16 protein-coding genes are annotated in these 20,506 nt (G+C 69.0%); 3 read left to right on the top strand and 13 right to left on the bottom strand.

Going from position 1 to position 20,506, the window contains the following annotated elements; genetic code table 11:
• Positions 1–49 precede the first annotated feature (49 nt).
• The 7 genes from infB to ACI3KS_RS06860 all read right to left on the bottom strand — a co-directional run bounded on the left by infB (position 50) and on the right by ACI3KS_RS06860 (position 8,653).
• Complete coding sequence (gene infB / locus ACI3KS_RS06890; RefSeq protein WP_404916572.1) at positions 50–2,809, bottom strand: translation initiation factor IF-2; 2,760 nt, start codon at positions 2,807–2,809, stop codon at positions 50–52.
• Between the two features lie 94 nt (positions 2,810–2,903).
• Entirely contained in the window at positions 2,904–3,158 is a 255-nt protein-coding gene (locus tag ACI3KS_RS06885; protein WP_404916570.1) for a YlxR family protein, read from the bottom strand.
• Between the two features lie 54 nt (positions 3,159–3,212).
• Positions 3,213–4,196: a transcription termination factor NusA gene (gene nusA, locus ACI3KS_RS06880; RefSeq protein WP_404916568.1), complete on the bottom strand. Its 984-nt coding sequence runs from the start codon at positions 4,194–4,196 to the stop codon at positions 3,213–3,215.
• 92 nt (positions 4,197–4,288) lie between these two features.
• Positions 4,289–5,329: a TIGR00730 family Rossman fold protein gene (locus tag ACI3KS_RS06875; protein ID WP_404916566.1), complete on the bottom strand. Its 1,041-nt coding sequence runs from the start codon at positions 5,327–5,329 to the stop codon at positions 4,289–4,291.
• 108 nt (positions 5,330–5,437) lie between these two features.
• Positions 5,438–7,192, bottom strand: coding sequence for a proline--tRNA ligase (locus ACI3KS_RS06870; RefSeq protein WP_404916564.1), 1,755 nt, complete (start codon positions 7,190–7,192; stop codon positions 5,438–5,440).
• 36 nt (positions 7,193–7,228) lie between these two features.
• Positions 7,229–7,999, bottom strand: coding sequence for an isocitrate lyase/phosphoenolpyruvate mutase family protein (locus ACI3KS_RS06865; RefSeq protein WP_404916562.1), 771 nt, complete (start codon positions 7,997–7,999; stop codon positions 7,229–7,231).
• 81 nt (positions 8,000–8,080) lie between these two features.
• Positions 8,081–8,653, bottom strand: a complete 573-nt coding sequence (locus ACI3KS_RS06860) for a hypothetical protein (RefSeq protein WP_404916560.1) — start codon at positions 8,651–8,653, stop codon at positions 8,081–8,083.
• A gap of 342 nt (positions 8,654–8,995) precedes the next feature.
• On the opposite strand from ACI3KS_RS06860, the gene ACI3KS_RS06855 reads away from it, so the two are divergent.
• Entirely contained in the window at positions 8,996–10,426 is a 1,431-nt protein-coding gene (locus tag ACI3KS_RS06855; RefSeq protein ID WP_404916558.1) for an RNB domain-containing ribonuclease, read from the top strand.
• Between the two features lie 38 nt (positions 10,427–10,464).
• Here ACI3KS_RS06855 and ACI3KS_RS06850 read toward each other — a convergent pair whose 3' ends face one another.
• The 4 genes from ACI3KS_RS06850 to ispG form a co-directional block, all read right to left on the bottom strand.
• Positions 10,465–11,337: a hypothetical protein gene (locus ACI3KS_RS06850; protein ID WP_404916556.1), complete on the bottom strand. Its 873-nt coding sequence runs from the start codon at positions 11,335–11,337 to the stop codon at positions 10,465–10,467.
• A gap of 26 nt (positions 11,338–11,363) precedes the next feature.
• On the bottom strand, positions 11,364–12,356 hold the full coding sequence (locus ACI3KS_RS06845; RefSeq protein ID WP_404916554.1) for a hypothetical protein: 993 nt from the start codon (positions 12,354–12,356) through the stop codon (positions 11,364–11,366).
• 84 nt (positions 12,357–12,440) lie between these two features.
• Positions 12,441–12,773 carry a nuclear transport factor 2 family protein gene (locus ACI3KS_RS06840; RefSeq protein ID WP_404916552.1) on the bottom strand — a complete coding sequence of 111 codons (333 nt, stop codon included), beginning with the start codon at positions 12,771–12,773 and terminating at the stop codon, positions 12,441–12,443.
• 65 nt (positions 12,774–12,838) lie between these two features.
• On the bottom strand, positions 12,839–13,990 hold the full coding sequence (ispG, locus tag ACI3KS_RS06835; RefSeq protein WP_404916550.1) for a flavodoxin-dependent (E)-4-hydroxy-3-methylbut-2-enyl-diphosphate synthase: 1,152 nt from the start codon (positions 13,988–13,990) through the stop codon (positions 12,839–12,841).
• 221 nt (positions 13,991–14,211) lie between these two features.
• Between ispG and ACI3KS_RS06830 the strand changes: the two genes are divergently transcribed.
• Positions 14,212–16,095 carry an anthranilate synthase family protein gene (locus ACI3KS_RS06830; protein WP_404916548.1) on the top strand — a complete coding sequence of 628 codons (1,884 nt, stop codon included), beginning with the start codon at positions 14,212–14,214 and terminating at the stop codon, positions 16,093–16,095.
• Between the two features lie 92 nt (positions 16,096–16,187).
• Here the strand turns inward: ACI3KS_RS06830 and ACI3KS_RS06825 are convergent, their stop codons facing one another.
• The gene (locus ACI3KS_RS06825) at positions 16,188–17,504 is read right to left on the bottom strand and encodes a M50 family metallopeptidase (RefSeq protein WP_404916546.1); all 1,317 of its coding nucleotides are present in this window, start codon (positions 17,502–17,504) and stop codon (positions 16,188–16,190) included.
• A 116-nt stretch (positions 17,505–17,620) separates the two neighbouring features.
• Here ACI3KS_RS06825 and ACI3KS_RS06820 point away from each other — a divergent pair, with 116 nt between their 5' ends.
• Positions 17,621–19,240 carry a Mur ligase family protein gene (locus ACI3KS_RS06820; RefSeq protein ID WP_404916544.1) on the top strand — a complete coding sequence of 540 codons (1,620 nt, stop codon included), beginning with the start codon at positions 17,621–17,623 and terminating at the stop codon, positions 19,238–19,240.
• A gap of 148 nt (positions 19,241–19,388) precedes the next feature.
• On the opposite strand, the gene dxr is transcribed toward ACI3KS_RS06820, so the two are convergent.
• Complete coding sequence (gene dxr / locus ACI3KS_RS06815; protein ID WP_404916542.1) at positions 19,389–20,471, bottom strand: 1-deoxy-D-xylulose-5-phosphate reductoisomerase; 1,083 nt, start codon at positions 20,469–20,471, stop codon at positions 19,389–19,391.
• Between the last annotated feature and the right edge of the window lie 35 nt (positions 20,472–20,506).

The following is a 20,506-nucleotide window of genomic DNA, read 5'->3' as shown; positions in this document are numbered from 1 at the left end:
TTGGGGGTTCCCGTTATCCCGATGGCATCCATCGCCGGAGCGACCTACGTCAGCCGCGAGGCTTCTCCACCAGTTCAGTGGTCTCGATCTCGTCGCCGATCTGGATGTCGTTGTACTTGCCGAGGCCGATACCGGCCTCGTAGTCCGTGCGGACCTCGGTGACGTCATCCTTGAAGCGACGCAGCGACTCGATGGCGAGGCCATCGGCCAGCACGACGCCGTCGCGGATCACACGGGCCTTCGCGTTGCGCGTGATCGTTCCCGAGCGCACGATGACACCGGCGATGTTGCCGAACTTCGAGGAGCGGAACACCTCGCGGATCTCGGCGACACCCGACTGGACCTCTTCGTACTCCGGCTTGAGCATGCCCTTGAGCGAGCTCTCGATCTCGTCGATCGCGTTGTAGATGACGGAGTAGAAGCGGATGTCCACGCCCTCACGGGAGGCGCGCTCGCGCGCCTTCGTGTCGGGACGGACGTTGAAGCCCACGATGATCGCGTTGTCGATCGTCGCCAGGTTCACGTCGGACTCGGTGATCGCACCGACGCCGCGGTGGATGATGCGCAGCTGCACCGAGTCGTCGACCTCGATCTTGAGGAGCGACTCCTCGAGCGCCTCGACGGCACCCGACACGTCACCCTTGATGATGAGGTTGAGCGACTCGACCTTGCCCTCTTCGAGTGCACGGGTGAAGTCCTCGAGCGAGATGCGCTTGCGGGCCTTGGCCAGCTGGGCGTTGCGCTCGACGGCTTCGCGCTTCTCGGCGATCTGACGGGCCATGCGGTCTTCTTCGGTCACGATGAAGACGTCGCCTGCCCGGGGAACCGAGTTGAGACCCTGCACCTGGACCGGACGCGACGGGTAGGCCTCGAGGACCTGCTCGCCGTTCTCGTCTGCCATCGCACGCACACGGCCGTACGCCGTGCCCGCCACGATCGCGTCGCCGACGCGCAGCGTTCCGGACTGGATGAGCACCGTGGCGACCGAACCGCGACCCTTGTCGAGCTTCGCCTCGATGGCGACGCCTCGAGCGGCCTTGTTCGGGTTCGCCGTGAGGTCGAGACCGGCGTCCGCGGTGAGCAGGACGGCGTCCAGGAGCTCCTGGATGCCGGTGCCGGCGCGAGCCGAGACGTCGACGAACATGACGTCGCCGCCGTACTCCTCGGCGACCAGACCGTACTCCGTGAGCTGCTGACGGACCTTGGCCGGGTTGGCCTCGGGCTTGTCGACCTTGTTCACCGCGACCACGATCGGCACGTCCGCCGCCTGAGCGTGGTTCAGCGCCTCGACCGTCTGCGGCATGATGCCGTCGTCGGCCGCGACCACGAGGATCGCGAGATCGGTCACCTGCGCACCACGTGCACGCATGGCGGTGAACGCCTCGTGACCCGGGGTGTCGATGAAGGTGATGGCGCGCTCGATGCCCTCGTGCTCGGTCCAGACCTGGTAGGCACCGATGTGCTGGGTGATGCCGCCGGCCTCGCCCTCGATGACATTGGTCTTGCGGATCGCGTCGAGGAGGCGCGTCTTACCGTGGTCGACGTGACCCATGACGGTGACGACCGGAGGACGGATCTCGAGGTCGTCCTCGCTCTCCGCCTCCAGCTCGGCCTCGAGGTCGAGACCGAAGCCCTCGAGGAGCTCCTTGTCCTCGTCCTCGGGCGAGACCATCTGGATCTTGTAGCCGAGCTCTTCGCCGAGGATCTCGAAGGTCGCCTCGTCCAGGGACTCGGTGGCCGTTGCCATCTCGCCCAGGTTGAAGAGGATCGTGACGAGCGTTCCCGGCTGGACGGTGTAGCCGTTCAGCGCTTCGAGCTTGTCCGCGAAGTCCGCGATGGATGCACCGCGGCGCAGACGGATGATCTCGCCATTGCCCTTCGAGACGTTGACGCCGCCGACGACCGGCGCCGACCGCATCTCGAACTCCTGCCGCTTCGCCCGCCGCGACTTGCGCTGCTTGCTCTTGCCGCCGCCCTTGCCGAACGCACCGGCGGTACCACCACCGGGGCCGCGACCACGACCGCCACCGCCGCCGGGGCGGCCGGCGAATCCGCCACCCCCGCCGGGACGAGCGCCGGGACCACCGGCACCGGGGCCGCCGGCACCGCCGGGACGACCGGGACCGCCGGGACGCTGCTGGAACGGTGCGCCGGGACGACCGCCCTGACCGCCGCGAGGGGCGCCGGGACGAGGCGAACCGGGACGGGGTGCGCCCGGACGCGGAGCTCCCGGGCGCGGAGCCTGCGGACGCGGGATGTTGCCCGGCGTCGGGCGCTGGCCCATGCCCTGAGCGGACGCGAAGGGATTGTTCCCCGGGCGGGGACCAGCGGGACGCTGACCCATGCCCTGGGAGCTGGAGAACGGGTTGTTGCCGGGGCGCGGGGCACCGGGCTTGGGAGCCGCGTTGTCTGCGGGCTTCGGAGCCGCAGGACCGGGCTTGGGTGCGGACGATGCCGCAGGGGCCTGCGCAGCAGGCGCAGCCGGGGCGGGAGCCTCGGGTGCAGGCGCCGGGGCAGGACCGGGCTTCGGTCCCGGCTTGGGACCGGGGGTCGGCGCGGACGACTTGGCCGGGCCGGGGGTCGCCGCAGCGGAGCCCTGCGCGGGCTTGGCCGAGGCGGGCTTCGCCTCAGCGGGCTTCAGCGAGGCGTCGGCCTCGATCGCCGCACGCAGCTTGCGGGCGACGGGGGGCTCGACGGTGGACGAAGGACTCTTCACGAATTCGCCGAGTTCCTTGAGCTTTGCAAGAGCGACCTTGCTGTCGACGCCGAGTTCAGCGGCGATCTCATGTACGCGTGGTTTACCAGCCACAATTCTCCTGTCTGGGGCGGTCTGCCCAGACAGGGCAGACCATCAGTCGCGGACGGGTCTCATTTCGAGCCGTTCACTTTGTTTCCATAGCTGTTCAGCCTTTGTTTCCGAATGGATAGTTTTCGATGGTCTGCGTGTCCACATTCGCGGACACACGGAGCGCTCGTCCGAAAGCACGACGCCGCAGTGCGGCCTCCATGCATTCCCGCGTGGCATGCACCCACGCGCCGCGCCCCGGCAGGACAGCACGTTCATCGATGATGAGAGTGTCGTCCTGGGTCACCACCCTGAGCAGGGCGGATCGGGGAGCACGCGTGCGACAGCCGACGCACGTTCGTACGGGTTCCATCTTACACCTGGGATTCAATCGGACTCGCCCACACGGGGCGAGTCCGTCTCGGAGTCAGTCGAGGATGCTGTCGGGCTGGATGTCGATCTTCGCGCCGGTCAGCTTCGCCGCGAGGCGGGCGTTCTGCCCCTCCTTGCCGATGGCGAGCGACAGCTGGTAGTCCGGCACCAGAGCGCGGACAGCCTTCGTGTTCGCGTCGAGGATGAACGAACTGGTCACCTTGGCGGGCGACAGCGCGTTCGCGACGAAGGCGGCGAGTTCGGGGTTGTAGTCGATGATGTCGATCTTCTCCCCCGCCAGTTCCTCGGTCACCGCACGCACGCGACGCCCCATCTCCCCGATGCACGCGCCCTTGGCGTTGATCGACGGGTCGTTGGCCTTCACGGCGATCTTCGTGCGATGTCCGGCCTCGCGCGCGAGGGACACGATCTCGACCAGACCGCCGGCGATCTCGGGGACCTCCAGGGCGAACAGCTTGCGCACGAGACCCGGGTGAGTCCGGGACACCGTGATCTGCGGCCCCTTGAGGCCCTTCGCGACGCTGGTCACGTAGACACGCACGCGCGAGCCGTGCGAGTACTCCTCACCCGGCACCTGCTCCTCGGGCGGCAGGATCGCTTCGACGGTGCCGAGGTCGACATGGATCATCCGCGGGTTGGGACCCTGCTGGACCACACCTGCGACGATGTCGCCTTCCTTGCCACGGAACTCGCCGAGGACGGCATCGTCGGCGATGTCGCGCAGACGCTGACCGATGACCTGCTTGGCGGCGAACGCGGCGATGCGTCCGAAGTCGTCCGGGGTCGCGTCCTCCTCGCCGATCACGGCCCCCTCGTCGTCGGTCACGGCCTGCAGCACGGCGACGTGTCCGGACTTGCGGTCGAGGGCGACGCGCACGCCCTCCGGGGCGGGTCCGTCACCGGCGACGTGCTTGTTGTAGGCCGTCAGGATGGCCTGCTCGATGATCGAGACCAGCTCGTCGAAGGGGATCGACTTCTCCTTCTCGATCCCACGCAGCAGACTCAGCTCGATGTCCATGGACGGCCTCCCTATTCAGCTCTCGCCCGCGAGACGCAGCGGGCATCCGTCCAGGATACCGGACGCGGCGCACCACACGGATCCGGGCGGCGTCAGTTCTCGGGAGCGGATGCCAATGCGTTGAGCGCCCCGATCAGACGGAAGAGCTCGCCGACGCGCCGATGGTCCAGATGGAGGACGACCCGAGGGAGGTCAAGGCGGTCCCCGTCGGTGATCTCCGGCGCGAGCGGCTCGCTGCGCCGGATGCGCCCGTCGGCGAGCATGTGGCCGAAACGGTCGGTGAGGTCGTCGAGTTCGGCATCCGTCGGCTCAGCGCGCAGGCGCAGGACGAGCGCGTCGCCGACCCACCGGAGCGAGTCGTAGTTCCGCCAGAATCCGGTGATCTCGGCGATCGCGTCCTCGATCGAATCGGTGACGACGACCCGGTCGAAGTCCCCCTCCGAGATGACACCGGTCGGCGCGAGATCCTCGTCGATGAAGCGCTTGAGCCCGTTCCAGAACGTGCCGCCCTTCCGATCCAGCAGGACGATGGGTGTCGGCTCCGCTTTGCCGGTCTGCTGGAGGGTGAGCAGCTCGAACATCTCGTCGAGGGTCCCGAAGCCGCCGGGAAGGCAGATGAAACCGAGGGACTCCTTCATCAGCATGAGCTTGCGGGTGAAGAAGTACTTCATCGCGACGACGTGCTCGGAGCCCTCGATGATCGTGTTCGCCTTCTCCTCGAAGGGCAGGCGGATCGAGACGCCGAGCGACAGGGCGGGACCGGCGCCCTCCGCCGCCGCCTGCATGATGCCGGGACCCGCGCCTGTCACCACCATCCATCCCTCCGTGGCGAGGGCCGCCGCGACGTCCCGTGCCTGGAGATAGAGCGGGTCGTCCTGTCGAGTCCTGGCGGATCCGAACACCGTGACCTTCGGCACGCCCTCGTAGGGCGCGAAGAGCCGGAAGGCGTCTCGCATCTCCGCGAGGGCCGCCGACGCGATCTTGAGGTCGAGGCGATCGGCTCCGTCCTCCCCGAGGAGGATCGCCGTGCGCAGCATCCGCATCACCAGACGGCGATCGGAGCGGACCCCGGCGTCGTCGAGGACCTTGTTGATCTCTGCGCTGAGCGCGGCGGGAAGCGTCTCCTCGGTCATACCTCCAGCGTGTCACGACAGTCGGATGCTCTCAGATCCGCAACGCCGCCGGAGCAGGGATGCGAAGAGCCGCGGCAGCCGATCGGATGCCGCGGCTCTTCTGACCGTTCAGCGCGTGAGGCGAGCGATGGCTTCGGCGACCGACACGGCATCCCTCTCGCCGCTCGCGCGATCCCAGAGCTCGACCTGCCCCTCGGCCGCACCGCGGCCGACGATCACGATCTTCGGGACACCGACCAGCTCTGCGTCGCCGAACTTGACGCCCGGCGACACCTTGGGACGGTCGTCGTAGAGCACGTCCAGGCCTGTGGACTCGAGCTGCGCCGAGATGTCGGCGGCGACGTCGAAGGCGACCTGGTCGCGCCCCGCGGCGACGACCTGCACGTCGAACGGCGCGACGGATGCCGGCCAGATGAGGCCCTTGTCGTCGTTGTTGAGCTCGGCGATGATCGCGAGGATGCGCGTCACGCCGATGCCGTAGGACCCCATGGTGACGGTGACCAGCTTGCCGTTCTCGTCGAGAACCTTGAGGCCGAGAGCCTCGGCGTACTTGCGTCCGAGCTGGAAGACATGGCCGATCTCCATGCCGCGGGCGAGCTCGACCGGACCCGAGCCGTCGGGTGCGGGGTCGCCCGCCCTGACGTTCGCGATCTCGACGATGCCGTCCGCCTCGAAGTCGCGCCCTGCGACGACCGAGTGCGCGTGCTTCTGGTCGATGTTCGCGCCGGTGATCCAGCTCGATCCTTCGCTGACGCGGGGGTCGACGAGGTAGCGGATGCCTGTGGCCGACTCGTCGCCGAGCACAGCACCGGTGGGCGACCAGGGGCCGATGTAGCCCTTGACGAGCAGCGGATTCTTCTCGAAGTCCTCGGGCGTCGCGGTCGACACCTCGGCCGGGGCGAAGGCCACCTCCGCGCGCTTCTCGTCGACCTCGCGGTCACCGGGGATGCCGACGACGACGAGCTCGCGGGTTCCGTCGAGGTGCGTGAGCGCGAGCACGACGTTCTTCAGCGTGTCGGCCGCGGTGTACTCGCCGTCGAGGTGCGCATTGGCGTGCGCGACGAGCGTCTCGATCGTCGGCGTGTTCGGCGAGTCGAAGACGACGGGCGACGCGTCGGCGTCGAAGGCCACGGGGGCGGGCACCGCGGTCGTGAACGCCTCGACGTTCGCCGCGTAGCCGCCGGCGCTGCGGACGAACGTGTCCTCACCGACCGGCGTGGGGTGCAGGAACTCCTCGCTGCGCGAACCTCCCATGGCACCGGCATCCGCCTGCACGATCGCGTATTCCAGACCCAGGCGCTGGAAGATGCGCTCGTAGGCGTCGCGCTGGGCCTGATAGCTCGCCTCCAGTCCGGCATCCGACGAGTCGAACGAGTAGGCGTCCTTCATCGTGAATTCGCGGCCGCGGAGCAGACCCGCACGCGGACGAGCTTCGTCGCGGTACTTGTCCTGGATCTGGTAGATCGTCAGCGGAAGGTCCTTGTACGAGGAGTACAGATCCTTCACAAGACCGGTGAACGCCTCTTCGTGGGTGGGGGCGAGCAGGTAGTCGCCGCCCTTGCGGTCCTGCAGACGGAAGAGCAGGTCGCCGTACTCGTCCCAGCGCCCGGTCGCCTCGTAGGCCTCTCGGGGCATGAGAGCCGGGAAATGCACCTCCTGGGCACCGGCCGCGGCCATCTCCTCGCGGATGACGGTCTCGATCTTGGCCTTGACCCGCAGGCCGAGCGGCAGCCACGCGAAGATGCCGGCCGCCTGCGGTCGGATGTATCCGGCGCGGATCAGCAGCTTGTGGCTGGTGACCTCGGCGCCGGCCGGGTCTTCACGGAGCGTGCGGAGGAAGAAGTTCGATAGACGAATGACCACGGGACGATTCTACGGGCCGTGGTCACTCGTCCCGTGTCAGTTGAGCGCGGGGAGACCCGCGGGCACGACACCGGTGCCGTAGAGCGACGCGGCGAGCTCCTGCAGCGCCGTGAGCGCCACACGCTGAGGCAGCGGACCGTAGGAGATGCGGGCGACGCCGAGCTCCTCGTACTGTGCTGCGGCGAGCGCACCCGGAAGACCGATCACGCTGACCTTGTTGCGGCCGATCCCTTCGACGAGCTGACGGGTCGTCGTGGCGTCGAGGATCCCGGGCACGAACACCGCCGTGGCTCCAGCATCCAGGAACGCGCGTCCGCGCTGGATCGCATCGGCGACGCTCTCTTCGACCGGGCGTCCGCCTCCGCGCACGAACGCGTCGGTGCGCGCATTGAGCGCGAACGGGACGCCCTCGGCCTCGGCGGCCTTCACGATCGCCTCGACGATCGCGACGGACTCGTCGAGCGGCTTGAGGCGGTCCTCGACGTTGGCGCCGACGACACCGGCGGCGATCGCGAGGCGGGTGGTCTCCCCCGCGTCGCCGTAGCCGTCGTCGAGGTCCGCGGTGACGGGGACGTCGACGGATGCGGCAATGCGTCCGACCATGTCGATCATGATGTCGCGCGGCGTGGTGCCGTCGTCATAGCCGAACGACGCGGCGATGCCGTGTCCCGCTGTCGCGATGGCCTTCGTCTCTGGCAGGGCGGCGACGGCACGTGCGCCGACGACGTCCCAGACGTTGACGACGCGAAGGATCTCCGGGGCGTCGTAGAGGTCGATGAGGGTCTGTGCTTTCGCTGCAGTGGTCATGACACCACGCTAGCCCGGACAGGCGCGCCAGGGGCAATGTCGCTCTGACAGGTGTCGCCCTGAGTCATGAACCCGTCCGGATCACCCGCCGGGACAGTCCCCGCTCGTCCCGAAGCACACGGGCCCGTCGTAGACGACATCCGGGGGCGGTGCCGGAAGGAACCTGTCGCGCGGCACCGCGAAGACGTTGGCGACGACGACGGCGAACAGAAGCGCGACCGTGGAGAGCACGACAAGACCGCCTCGACGCCGGATGGCCGAGAGGACGATCGCAGCCGCCAGCAGGAGGAGCGCCCCGGCCGCCGTCCACTCGTACCTGGCGATCTCGGCGGGCGTCGGCGGCTCGGCCGCTGTCGAGATCGAGAAGTACACGAGGAATCCCTCCAGCGGCAGACAGACCGTGAGCACGGTGCCTGCGGCGAGCGCAAGCGCAGAGGCGACCGCGAACGGGTGTCCGCCACGTTCCTTCGCCTGCGTCGTGCCGGACCGGGGTTGCACGGCGGACTGCCGACTCGTGTCGCGACGGCCCTCAGAGCGCGCAGGACCCTGCGATGTGTGCCGACGACGGCGCGAGTCCCACAGTCCGATGAGCGCACCGATGGATGCCGCCCCGCCGAGCGTCAGTCCCTTGCATGTCGCGACGATGAGGAGCATCACGCCATCGGCGAGCCCGATCTGCACAAGCGCCGAGACGGCGGCGACCCCGACCGCAATCCCGATCGCCAGCTCCTGCCAGCGGGAGTCCGAAGGCGGCGATGACCGCCCAGACGAGCAGTGCCAACGGCGGAGCGAAGACGAGGGCGAAGAACCGACCCCCTGATGTCTCGGGCAGTACCACCGACGCGAGGACGGATCCGAGGACGAACACCACTGCCCCGACGGCGGCGGTGATGATGCCCTGCCGGAGCAGAGCCGCCCTCCCGCCGTGCTCGACCGGCTCCGTCGCTGTCATGGCCGCAGCATAGTCCGCACGAGCGCGCGCCATAGGGTGAGAACATGCCCCAGCGTCGATCGCATGTCGCCCCGTCCGCCGCGCAGACCGAGTTGGCGGATGCTCTCGCCGCGCTGACCTCGTCCCTCGATGCTCCGCTCGAGTTCCCGGCAGCCGTGCTGGCCGAAGCGGAGCAGGCGACGGCATCCGTCCCGGAGTCGGATCTCCGTGACCTCCCGTTCGCGACCTTGGATCCGTTCGGCTCCCGCGACCTCGATCAGGCCTTCCACCTCGAGCGCGCAGGCCGAGGCTTCACGGTGCGTTATGCGATCGCCGATGTGCCGTCGTTCGTCGTCCCCGGCGGGGCGATCGATGCGGAGGCGCGGCGTCGCGGCCAGACGCTGTACGCGGCGAATGGGACGATCCCGCTGCATCCGCGCGTGCTCAGCGAGGATCGGGCGTCACTGCTCCCCGGGATCGACCGCCCGGCGCTCGTGTGGACCTTCGCGCTCGACGAGGTGGGAACCGTGACCGACTTCGGCCTGGAGCGGGCGTTGATCCGATCACGGCAGCAGCTCGACTACGCCTCGACGCAGGCATCGCTCGACCGCGGCGAGGACGGCCCCGCCGCGCTTCTCCCCGAGATCGGTGCTCTGCGGATCGCGCAGGAGCAGGCCCGAGGTGGAGCGAGCCTGAATCTGCCCGATGAGGAGGTCGTCCGAGATGCGGACGGTGTCTACCGCATCGAGCGGCGTCGGCCGCTCCCCGTGGAGGACTGGAACGCGCAGTTGTCGCTCATGACGGGCATGGCGGCGGCGACCCTCATGCTCGATGCGGGCGTGGGGATCCTGCGCACGATGCCTCAGCCCGATGAGGCGGCCTTCGCAGCGTTCCGCCATCAGACCGAGGCGCTCGGGCGTCCCTGGACGTCCGGCCGCTACGGCGACTATCTGCGCGACCTGGATCGCGACGATCCGCTGACCCTGCCCGTGCTCGAGGCCGCCGCCTCACTGTTCCGGGGCGCCGGATACGTCGCCTTCGACGGCGCTCCGCCGACGGATGCAGTGCAGGCGGCCATCGGCGCCCCCTACGCCCACGCGACCGCTCCGCTCCGGCGGCTCGTCGACCGCTGGTCGCTGACGATCTGTCTCGCCGTCGCCCAGGGCACAGAGGTTCCCGTCTGGGCTCGTTCCTCGCTGCCGGAGCTGCCGGCGTTGATGCGGGAGTCCGGCCAGCGGGCGTCCGCGCTCGACTCCGCGACCGTCAACTGCGTCGAGGCCGCGCTGCTCACCCCGTTCGTAGGCACCGAACTCGATGCGACGATCGTGTCGATCCGCGGCGAGCGCGCGACGGTTCAGATCGCGGAACCCGCAGTGACGGCATCCGCCCCGCTCCCCTCCGGCGCTGTTCCTGGCTCGGCTGCTCGATTCCGGGTGGTGCGCACCGACATCTCGCGGGGCGAGATCGAGTTCGAGCCAGTCTCCGCCGAGGGCTGAGCGCCCAGGGTGCGCTCGGTCTCACCCGGTGGTGATGCTCAGGCCGCGACTGCTCGCGTGGTCATGACGAGCAGCTGAGGGTCGCTGAGATCGAGCGAGACCTCGATCGCTGCGAACTCCGAGAGCGAGTGCGCATGCGTCCCCCCGCAGAGGATCCTCGCCTCCCCCTCGGGAAGCCCGCAGACCCAGGTGCGCCGATCGACGATCGTCGGGCCGTCGGTGACGATGCGGCTCAGCGCTGCCGACGCCACCCAGGTCCGCAGTCGCGCGTTGATCGCGTGCTCGCGCTCTGCGAGAGTGGCCGAGAAGGTCTCGGTGTCGAAACCGGCCCGGCGCAGGCTCTTTCCCAGCCGGTACTCGTCGACCGAGCCGTCCTCATGGATGCGGCTCGACTGGTTCGTTCGCCCCTCGAAGTCCGGCGCGCCCAGCGCGTCGGCGCCCGGATCCTTGCGCCACAGATCCGCCACCGCCAGATCGAGCGCCAACGAGGCCAGGTGGCACGCGGTGTGGCCACGGCTGAGCCCGGAACGCCGTGTCGCGTCGACCCGCAGTCGCACCGGATCGCCCGCCGCGAGACCGGCCGGTGCCGCACCGGCGAGGCGGTGCCCGACGAGCCAGGTCCATCCGTCCGCACCGCGCTTCACCGGGATGCCGGTGCCGACGGCGAACTCCCCCTCGTCGCTGCTGGCCGCCATCAGCGCATCGACGACGGCGACCTCATCGCCGCCGAACGAGATCGCGCCGGTATCGCCGGGCTGATCGGGCCACGTGTGGTCGACGGGATGGAACGGGGTCGCATCGACGACGATCACGTCCCCGTCGGGTGACGACTCGACGTGCAGCACGGTGCCGCTGCCTTCGAGGTCCCCGGACGGGAAGCCGACGGTCGTGGAGGTCTCGATGCCTGACATCCTCCCACTCTCGCACAGCGGTCGTTCTAGGGTGCGAGGGCGTCGAGGATCGCCGCGAGCAGAACCGGATCCTGCGCGGTCGGTTCACCGTTGAAGAGGGACAGCTCCACGAGGTTGGCACCATCATCACCGAGCATCAGGCCACTGCCGCCGTCGAACGGGTACTGCTCGATGGTCACGGCGAACGTCCGGCCGTCCGCAGCGACCGCGGCGTCCGGGTCGAGCGCGAGCACGGCGGCCACGCCGGCCGCCGCCCCTGCTCGCAGCACGACATGCGTCTGGAACGTGACCCCGTCGACCGTGGCTGAGGCGGCGCATCCCCGCTCGAGGGGTCCGCCTGCGAACGCCGGAGCAGCGGCCGGGTAGTCGCCCTGCACGGTGAGACCGATCCCCTGGGTCTCCAGGGCAGCCGCGAGGTCCGCACAGGTGGGTGCGGCGTTCCACCACCCGGAGCGCGCATCGGCGACAGGTGCCGGCTCGCCGGCGAGCTTCGCACCGATCTCGTCGACCAGCGGACGGGCGTTCTCGATCAACGACTCGGCGCGGTCCGACGACAGCCTAATCCCCACCCACGCGTCGCCGAACACGGCTGATGCGATGCAGGAGTGCGTGTCCGCATCACAGGAATTCCCCCCCTCGCCGACGACCCACTCGGCGTCGAGCACGTCGAGTGGATACACCCATGCGGCCGCCGAGACCGAGAGGTACTGCTCCGAGGTCCACGCGCAGCGCACGCCACCGAGCTTCGCCGGTGCCCCGTCCTCCCACACCGGGTCCCACGAGTTCATCTGCTCCCCCATCGCCGCGGTGAGAGCATCCGCATCGAGCACCGCGGCGCAGTCGCCGCCGAAGGCGACGGCCGGCTCGGACGCAGTCGGCACCGGTTCGGGAGTCTGCGTTCGGGTCGCAGAGGGACTCACCGACGGAGACGGATCCGTCGCCGGAGCGCAGGCGGCCAGGATTCCGCCGACGATGACAGCGACGGCGATGGCGGCGGATACACGGAAGGAACGGCTCATGAGTCACAAGCTAGAGCCGCTCCTCCTCGTACGACGGATACGACCGGTCACGGATGCGCAACGATGCGCGACCGTGACCGCCGGTCAGTGCCCGGGCGGGATCGTGAAGCTGGCGAGCTTGTCGCCCTCGACGACGAAGATCCCGTCGGACTCGCCGTTGAACACGCTGCTCGACCATCCGAAACGGATGCTCGTCGTGTCGCCGTCGGTCGACGCCGAGAGCACGGTCATCTTCGCGCCCGCACCGATCGCATCGGTGTGCGCCCAGCTGCGCACGCCATCGGGACCAGGCTTGACCGTGCCCCAATCGCTGACGAATCCGGCGGGGGTGAACGTCGCGACGAATGCCTCGGTATCCGCCGCGTTGATCGCGTCGACCATAGCCTGTGCGGGAGCGGGAAGGGTGATATCAGACATGATGATCTCCTTGTTCCACGAATGCTCATGATGCCCGGCCCTCGGCGTACACGCCACGACGGGGGTCAGGCAGTGACGACCTGCGCCGTTCCGAGCGGAGCATCCGGTCCCATCTCCGCCGCGATGCGGTTCGCCTCTTCGATCAGGGTCGCGACGATGTCGGCCTCGGGGACGGTCTTGATGACCTCTCCCTTGACGAAGATCTGTCCCTTGCCGTTGCCGGAAGCGACGCCGAGGTCGGCCTCGCGGGCCTCGCCGGGGCCGTTCACGACGCAGCCCATGACGGCCACGCGCAGCGGCACCGTCATGTCCTTCAGACCCTCGGTGACGTTCTCAGCGAGCGTGTACACGTCGACCTGTGCGCGCCCGCACGAGGGGCACGAGACGATCTCGAGCTTGCGCTCGCGGAGGTTCAGCGACTGCAGGATCTGGTGTCCGACCTTGACCTCCTCGGCGGGAGGAGCAGACAGCGACACCCGGATCGTGTCCCCGATGCCCTCGCTGAGAAGGATGCCGAACGCAGTCGCGCTCTTGATCGTGCCCTGGAACGCCGGCCCTGCTTCCGTCACACCGAGGTGCAGCGGCCAGTCGCCCCGCTCGGCCAGCAGACGGTAGGCCTTGACCATGACGATCGGGTCGTTGTGCTTGACCGAGATCTTGAAGTCGTGAAAGTCGTGCTCCTCGAAGAGCGACGCCTCCCAGACGGCGCTCTCGACCAGAGCCTCAGCGGTCGCCTTGCCGTACTTCGCGAGCAGACGGCGGTCGAGGGAACCCGCGTTCACGCCGATGCGCAGGGAGACACCCGCCGCCTTCGCCGCCTCAGCGATCTTGCCGACGTTCCCGTCGAACTCGCGGATGTTGCCGGGATTGACACGCACGGCACCGCACCCCGCGTCGATCGCGGTGTAGATGTAGCGCGGCTGGAAGTGGATGTCCGCGATGACCGGGATCTGACTCTTCATCGCGATGATCTTGAGCGCGTCGGCATCGTCCTGATGCGGGACGGCGACGCGCACGATCTCGCAACCGGATGCCGTGAGCTCGGCGATCTGTTGCAGCGTCGCGTTGATGTCCGTGGTCTTCGTGGTGGTCATCGACTGCACCGTGATGGGCGCATCGCCACCGACGAGCACCTTGCCCACCTTGATCTGGCGGGACTTGCGGCGAGGGGCGAGGACTTCGGGGATCTTCGGCATCCCAAGGTTCACTGCTGGCACACTCACAGCCTACGCCGCCCACATGCACGCGGGCTGGATGATGGCACCCCGTCATGCGCCGATCCCGCGCCTCGGGGTGTGATAGTTTCGGCCCATGTTCGCGAACGTCACGTGGTGGCCCGCCTCCTAGGCGGTGTGTTCGCGTTCCCACGAATCCAGACCGCCTTCAGGGGCGGTCTTTTCGTGTGAGCCGCGCCTGATCCCTCGCACAGGAGACATCGATGACCCTCTCACGCCTCGCCGAGCTCAGCGCAGATCCGGCGGCATCCTTCGTGCTGATCGCGCGCGACGGTGCGGACACCGTCGAACTGCTCGCGGGCGATGTCGTCGACGTCGATCTGCTGGCCGACATCCCCCTCGTCGAGGGCGGGACCGCCAGGGAGGTGTTCGCCCTCGTCCCCTACCGTCAGGTTCGCGAACGCGGCTTCTCGGCTCAGGACGACGGTGCCCCGCTGCGCTGCATCGTCGTCGACGAGCACCTCGAGCTGCCCGCCTCGGACGTGCTCGACGCGCTTCCGGCTGAGAACGTTCCGCTGCGCGACGGTGGGTTCGACATCGCCGACGACGAGTACGCCCGCATCGTCGAGAGGGTGATCGCCGATGAGATCGGCAATGGCGAGGGGGCGAACTTCGTCATCCGCCGCGACTACACCGCCTCGATCGACGTCGACGAGCGCACGGCGGCGCTCACCTGGTTCCGAGCGCTGCTGACGCACGAGCGCGGTGCGTACTGGACGTTCGCGGTCATCACACCGAATCGGATCGCTGTCGGTGCGAGCCCGGAGGCCCATGTCGTGGCGCGCGACGGCATCGTGACGATGAACCCGATCTCGGGGACCTTCCGGCACCCGCAGGGCGGGGCCACGAAGGAGACCCTGGTCGACTTCCTCTCCTCGACGAAGGAGACCGAGGAGCTGTTCATGGTCGTCGATGAGGAGCTCAAGATGATGAGCGCCGTCTGCTCCGACGGTGGCCGCATCACAGGCCCGCATCTCAAAGAGATGTCACGGCTCACGCACACCGAGTACATGCTGCGCGGCCGCAGCCGGCTCGACCCGCGCGACATCCTCCGCGAGACGATGTTCGCCCCCACCGTCACGGGCTCTCCGATGCAGAACGCGTGCGCCGTGATCGGACGGCACGAGCGGAAGCCACGGGGCTATTACTCCGGCGTCGCCGCGCTGTTCACTCCGAACGCCGAGGGCGGACACGATCTCGACGCCCCGATCCTCATCCGCACGGTCTATGTGAACGACGGCGCCCTGAGCGTCCCGGTGGGCGCGACGCTCGTGCGGCACTCCGACCCGTACGGCGAGGTGAGCGAGACCCACGGCAAGGCCGCCGGCGTGCTCGGAGCGATCGGTGCGATCGCTCTCGACCGCACGGCGCCGGCGCAGGACGATCCGGATGCTCCCGCCGCGCCGCGCTCGCTGGCCGATGACCCGACGGTCGCCGAGCTGCTGGCCTCTCGCAACTCCCGTCTCGCCGAGTTCTGGCTGAACCCGCAGGGCGAGGATTTCACGGGGCCCTTCGCCGGCCGCTCGGCGCTGGTGGTCGACGCGGAGGACCGCTTCACCACGATGCTCGCCCACCAGCTGCGGCATCTCGGACTCGACGTCACGATCGTGCCGTGGAACGAGGCGGACGACGCAGCCGTCGACACGACGGACCTCGTGGTCGCCGGACCCGGCCCCGGCGACCCGCGTGACATCGCCAGCCCGCGCATCTCGCGCATGCGCCACGTCGTCGCCCGACGACGGGATGCCGGCCGCCCCCTGCTCGCCGTCTGCCTGAGCCACCAGATCCTCGCCGACGGCCTCGGTATCGAGCTCACGCCGCTGGACTCGCCGCACCAGGGACTGCAGAAGTCGGTCCCCGTCTTCGGTGAGAACGCATCGATCGGGTTCTACAACACGTTCACGGCGCGCGTCGCCCCGGGCACGGCATCCGTCGGGGTGGCCGAAGTGTCGGCCGATCCCACCACCGGCGACGTGTACTCCCTGCGGGGCCCCGGGTTCGCCTCGGTGCAGGGACATCTCGAATCCATCCTGTCCCGCGACGGCATCCGCACGCTGGAGCGTCTCGTCGCGCACGCTCTGAACTGAGCGTCCGGGCATCCGGCCGGCATCCGCGCGACTCTCCGCGGACGGATGCCGGGCGGATGCGGTGGGCCTCGATGACAGCGGGCGCCGGGCGGTCAGCCGCCGAGCAGATCCACCGGGTTGAACAGATCGGCGACGAGGAGCAGCGCTCCCATCGCGATGAGCAGCACCGCCACCACCACGGTGAGTGGCACCAGCTTCGTCGCGTCGACCGGCGCGGGGGGCGGGCGGCGGAAGATCCGGGCCCAGGCACGCTTGATCCCGTCCCACAGCGCGACGACGATGTGACCGCCGTCGAGTGGCAGCAGCGGGATGAGGTTGAAGACGAACAGGGCGATGTTCAGCGAGCCGAGCAGCTGCAGCAGCACGGCGAACCTGTTCAGGATCGGCGCATCGGTCGCGGCGACCTCGCCGGCCAGCCGCCCGACGCCGACGACGCTGAGAGGCCCGTTCGGGTCGCGCTCGCCTCCCGTGACCAGTGAGACTCCGACGTCCCAGAGCCGCACCGGGAGCGTCACGATCAGAGACGCGACCCTGCTCACGTTCTCGCCTGCGAGCTGCGGGCCCGCAGTGAGCGGTTGCTGGACGTACCCCATCTGCGCCGCCATCCCGACATAGCCGACCGTCTTGACGATCTGATCGCCGTCGTCGTCGAGCAGCGGCTGACCGCTCGCGTCGGTCAGCGATCGCTCGGCAGCGATCGGCGTGACCGTCAGCGTGGTCTCCGCCCCGTCTCGCAAGACCACGACGTCGAGCGGGGTTCCGGGGGAATCCTGCACGATGCTGCTCGCGTCGGCGAACGTCGACACGGGCGTCCCGCCGACCGAGACGAGCTGATCGCCCGGCTGCAGGCCGGCCTCGGCCGCAGGGGACTCCGGGTCGTCGGCGGCGCACTCCGTGGCGGTCGAGCCCGCCGGCAGCACGCACTGCGTCACCGAGGCGATCGTCGTGGTCCCCTGCTGGACGCCGATACCCGACACGAGCACCGTGAAGATGACGACCGCGAGGATCAGATTCATGAGCGGGCCGCCGAGCATCACGATCACGCGCTTCCATACCGGCAGCCGGTAGAACACACGGTGCTCGGCACCGTCGGCGATGGTCTCATCGTTCGCCGTCCTCGCGTCCTGCACGAGCGTGCGGAACAGGCCGCGAGCCGGCCCAGTCGACGATGACGCCGGGTACATGCCCGACATCGAGATGAATCCGCCGAGCGGGAGGAGCTTGAAGCCGTACTCGGTCTCTCCGATGCGCTTCGACCACACACGGGGGCCGAAGCCGATCATGTACTGGCCGACGCGCACGCCGAAGAGCTTCGCGGGCAGGAGGTGGCCGATCTCGTGCAGACCGATCGACAGTCCGAGACCGATCAGCATGAACAGGATGCCGCCCACATAGAGCAGTGTTTCCACATGGACACGCTAGCCTGCGCCGCCTAGGAATCGGCTCCGACGGTCGGGGGTGTGCGCGAACGGGCGGCCGCGCCGCACCGTTCATCCGCGCGCCGACATGCGATCATTGAGGGGACATGTCGATTGAACAACAACCGAGCCTGCCGCCCGTGCTCCGCCCCGCGAACCCGCCCAGGCGCGAGCTGTCCGAACTCGTCACCCGATTCGCCCGTGAGGTGCGCGGAGAAGTGAGCGGGGTGTCCCTGTCGGGGATCACCCTCGCGACCGCCGATCTCCGTGCCGGCGAGGCGTTCGTCGCCATTCAGGGCGTGAATCGCCACGGCGCCGAATTCGCGACCACCGCGGCGGAGAAGGGTGCCGTCGCGGTGATCACCGATGCCGCCGGCGCGGACATCGCCGCGAGTGCCGATCTGCCGATCGTCATCGTCGACGATCCGCGCGCCACGCTCGGTGCGCTGAGTGCGTGGGTCTACGGAACCGGAGCCGACGACACTCTCCCCCTCCTGTTCGGCACCACCGGCACGAACGGCAAGACGAGCGTCTCGCACCTCCTCGCCGGCATCCTCGAGCAGATCGGCGTCGTCACCGGCCTCTCCTCCACCGCAGAGCGTCACATCGCCGGTGAGATCATCGTTTCCCGTCTGACGACCCCCGAGGCGTCCGAGATGCACGCGCTGCTCGCCCTCATGCGGGAGCGCCACGTCGAGGCCGTCGCGGTCGAGGTGAGCGCCCAGGCGCTGTCGCGCCACCGCGTCGACGGGATCGTCTTCGACGTCGCCGGCTTCACGAACCTCAGCCACGATCACCTCGACGACTACGCCGATATGGACGAGTACTTCGAGGCGAAACTGCCGCTGTTCCTCCCTGATCGCTCGCGTCGCGCCGTCGTGTGCATCGACTCCGCCTCAGGGGCGACCGTCGTCGAGCGCGCCGAAGTTCCCGTCGTCACGGTCGGCACGCCGTCGATCGCGACCGACCCTGATGCATCCGCCCGCGCGGACTGGACCGTCGTGATCGACGACGAGCGGGCCGCGGGCACGACCTTCACCATGACCGGCCCCGCCGGATCGCTCACCACGACGGTTCCCGTGATCGGGCCGCACATGGCGGCGAACGCCGCACTCGCGATCGTCATGCTGCTCGAGGGCGGCTACGACTGGGATCGCATCACCGCCGCGCTCGCTCGCGACGGCGGCATCCGGGCGTATCTGCCTGGCCGCACGCAGCTCGTCTCGGGCGACAGCGGCCCTGCGGTCTTCGTCGACTTCGGTCACTCCCCCGATGCGTTCGAGAAGACGCTCGCGGCGGTGCGCCGGGTGACGTCTGGCCGGGTGCTGATGCTGTTCGGCGCCGACGGCGACCGCGACGCGAGCAAGCGGTTCGACATGGCCCGCACCGCCGTCGAGGGCAGCGACATCCTCGTCGTGACGGATCATCATCCCCGTTTCGAGGACCCGGATGCGATCAGGGCGACCCTGGTCGAGGGCGCTCGAAAGGCGCGACCGGATGCCGAGATCCACGAGTACTCCCCTCCGGAGAAGGCGATCGTCGAAGCCGTCGCCCTGGTCGGCGATGGCGACGCGATCCTCTGGGCGGGCCCCGGTCACCAGGACTACCGCGACATCCGCGGTGTGCGGACGCCGTATTCGGCGCGGGAACTCGCCCGTCGTGCGCTGAAGGCCGCCGGCTGGCCCGTGCCGGATTCGCACTGGCCCGTGCCGTACCCCGAGGACTGAGCAGCCTGCTCGCGCGGGGGCGGTCCGTGCCCCGCACGGGCTCGGTCCGTGCCCCGCACGGGCTGAAGACTCACGCTCGGGCTGAGGATCGCGGCCGCAAGCACCTCCCGAAGGCGAGTATCCCTCCCGAACGCGCGGGTGAAAACCGTCAGCGCGCGGCGATGAGCTGGTCGGCCTTGCGGCGCGCCCAGGCCTCGGCATCCGCGAGCGACTCCACGGTCAGCGCGGCAGGAGGCTCGTGCGCGTCGATGACGGCTGCGATCGTGTCGGCGATGCCGAGGAACGGGAGCCGCCCCTCATGGAACGCGTCGACGGCCTGCTCGTTGGCGGCGTTGTAGACCGCGGGGAACGTCGCGCCGGCGCGACCGACCGCCTTCGCAAGGGTCACCGCAGGGAAGGCCTTGTCGTCCAGAGGCTCGAAGGTCCAGGCGGTGCTGGTGGTCCAGTCCAGGGGGCGGCCCACACCCCCCACCCGATTCGGCCAATCGAGGCCCAGTGAGATCGGAAGTCTCATGTCGGGCGGCGATGCCTGCGCGATCGTGGACCCGTCGATGAACTCGACCATCGAGTGCACGATCGACTGCGGATGCACGACCACGTCGATGTCGTCGTAGGGGATGTCGAACAGCAGGTGCGCCTCGATCACTTCGAGCCCCTTGTTCACGAGGGTCGCCGAGTTGGTCGTCACGACGCGACCCATGTCCCACGTCGGGTGCGCGAGCGCCTGCTGCGGCGTGACGTCGCCGAGCTCGGCGCGAGAGCGGCCACGGAAGGGACCACCGGATGCCGTCACGACGAGTCGACGGACCTCGCTGTGCGCGCCACTGCGCAGCGCTTGCGCGATGGCGGAGTGCTCGGAGTCCACCGGAACGATCTGATCCTGAGCCGCGGCCTTGAGCACGAGTTCACCGCCGACGATGAGGGATTCCTTGTTGGCGAGAGCCAGGGTGCGTCCGGCCCCGAGCGCGGCCAGCGTGGATCCGAGACCGATCGAACCCGTGATCGCGTTGAGGACGACATCCGCTTCGACGTCGCGGACGAGCTGCTCTGCCTCGGCTGCGCCGAGGGCCGTGCTCTCGACCTGGAACCGCTCCGCCTGCTCGGTGAGGAGCGCGGAGTTCGACCCGGCGGCGAGCCCCACGAGCTCGAACCGCCGCGGGTTGGCCCTGATCACATCGAGAGCCTGGGTTCCGATGGAACCGGTGGAGCCGAGGACGATGACGCGACGCATCCCGCCAGCCTATGTCACGCCCTCGGCTCGCTCGC

The organism is Microbacterium sp. ZW T5_45 (assembly GCF_044987415.1).
Taxonomy (GTDB): domain Bacteria; phylum Actinomycetota; class Actinomycetes; order Actinomycetales; family Microbacteriaceae; genus Microbacterium.
The sequence above is the reverse complement of the archived record's forward strand: the minus strand, read 5'-3'. Positions and strand labels throughout refer to the sequence as shown.

Bases quoted from the DNA above. Each gene is read 5' to 3' on its own strand.
- ACI3KS_RS06885 (WP_404916570.1), bottom strand. From the start codon at position 3,158: ATGGAACCCGTACGAACGTGCGTCGGCTGTCGCACGCGTGCTCCCCGA.
- nusA (WP_404916568.1), bottom strand. From the start codon at position 4,196: ATGGACATCGAGCTGAGTCTGCTGCGTGGGATCGAGAAGGAGAAGTCG.
- ACI3KS_RS06875 (WP_404916566.1), bottom strand. From the start codon at position 5,329: ATGACCGAGGAGACGCTTCCCGCCGCGCTCAGCGCAGAGATCAACAAG.
- ACI3KS_RS06865 (WP_404916562.1), bottom strand. From the start codon at position 7,999: ATGACCACTGCAGCGAAAGCACAGACCCTCATCGACCTCTACGACGCC.
- ACI3KS_RS06860 (WP_404916560.1), bottom strand. From the start codon at position 8,653: ATGCTCCTCATCGTCGCGACATGCAAGGGACTGACGCTCGGCGGGGCG.
- ACI3KS_RS06855 (WP_404916558.1), top strand. From the start codon at position 8,996: ATGCCCCAGCGTCGATCGCATGTCGCCCCGTCCGCCGCGCAGACCGAG.
- ACI3KS_RS06850 (WP_404916556.1), bottom strand. From the start codon at position 11,337: ATGTCAGGCATCGAGACCTCCACGACCGTCGGCTTCCCGTCCGGGGAC.
- ACI3KS_RS06845 (WP_404916554.1), bottom strand. From the start codon at position 12,356: ATGAGCCGTTCCTTCCGTGTATCCGCCGCCATCGCCGTCGCTGTCATC.
- ACI3KS_RS06840 (WP_404916552.1), bottom strand. From the start codon at position 12,773: ATGTCTGATATCACCCTTCCCGCTCCCGCACAGGCTATGGTCGACGCG.
- ACI3KS_RS06830 (WP_404916548.1), top strand. From the start codon at position 14,212: ATGACCCTCTCACGCCTCGCCGAGCTCAGCGCAGATCCGGCGGCATCC.
- ACI3KS_RS06820 (WP_404916544.1), top strand. From the start codon at position 17,621: ATGTCGATTGAACAACAACCGAGCCTGCCGCCCGTGCTCCGCCCCGCG.
- dxr (WP_404916542.1), bottom strand. From the start codon at position 20,471: ATGCGTCGCGTCATCGTCCTCGGCTCCACCGGTTCCATCGGAACCCAG.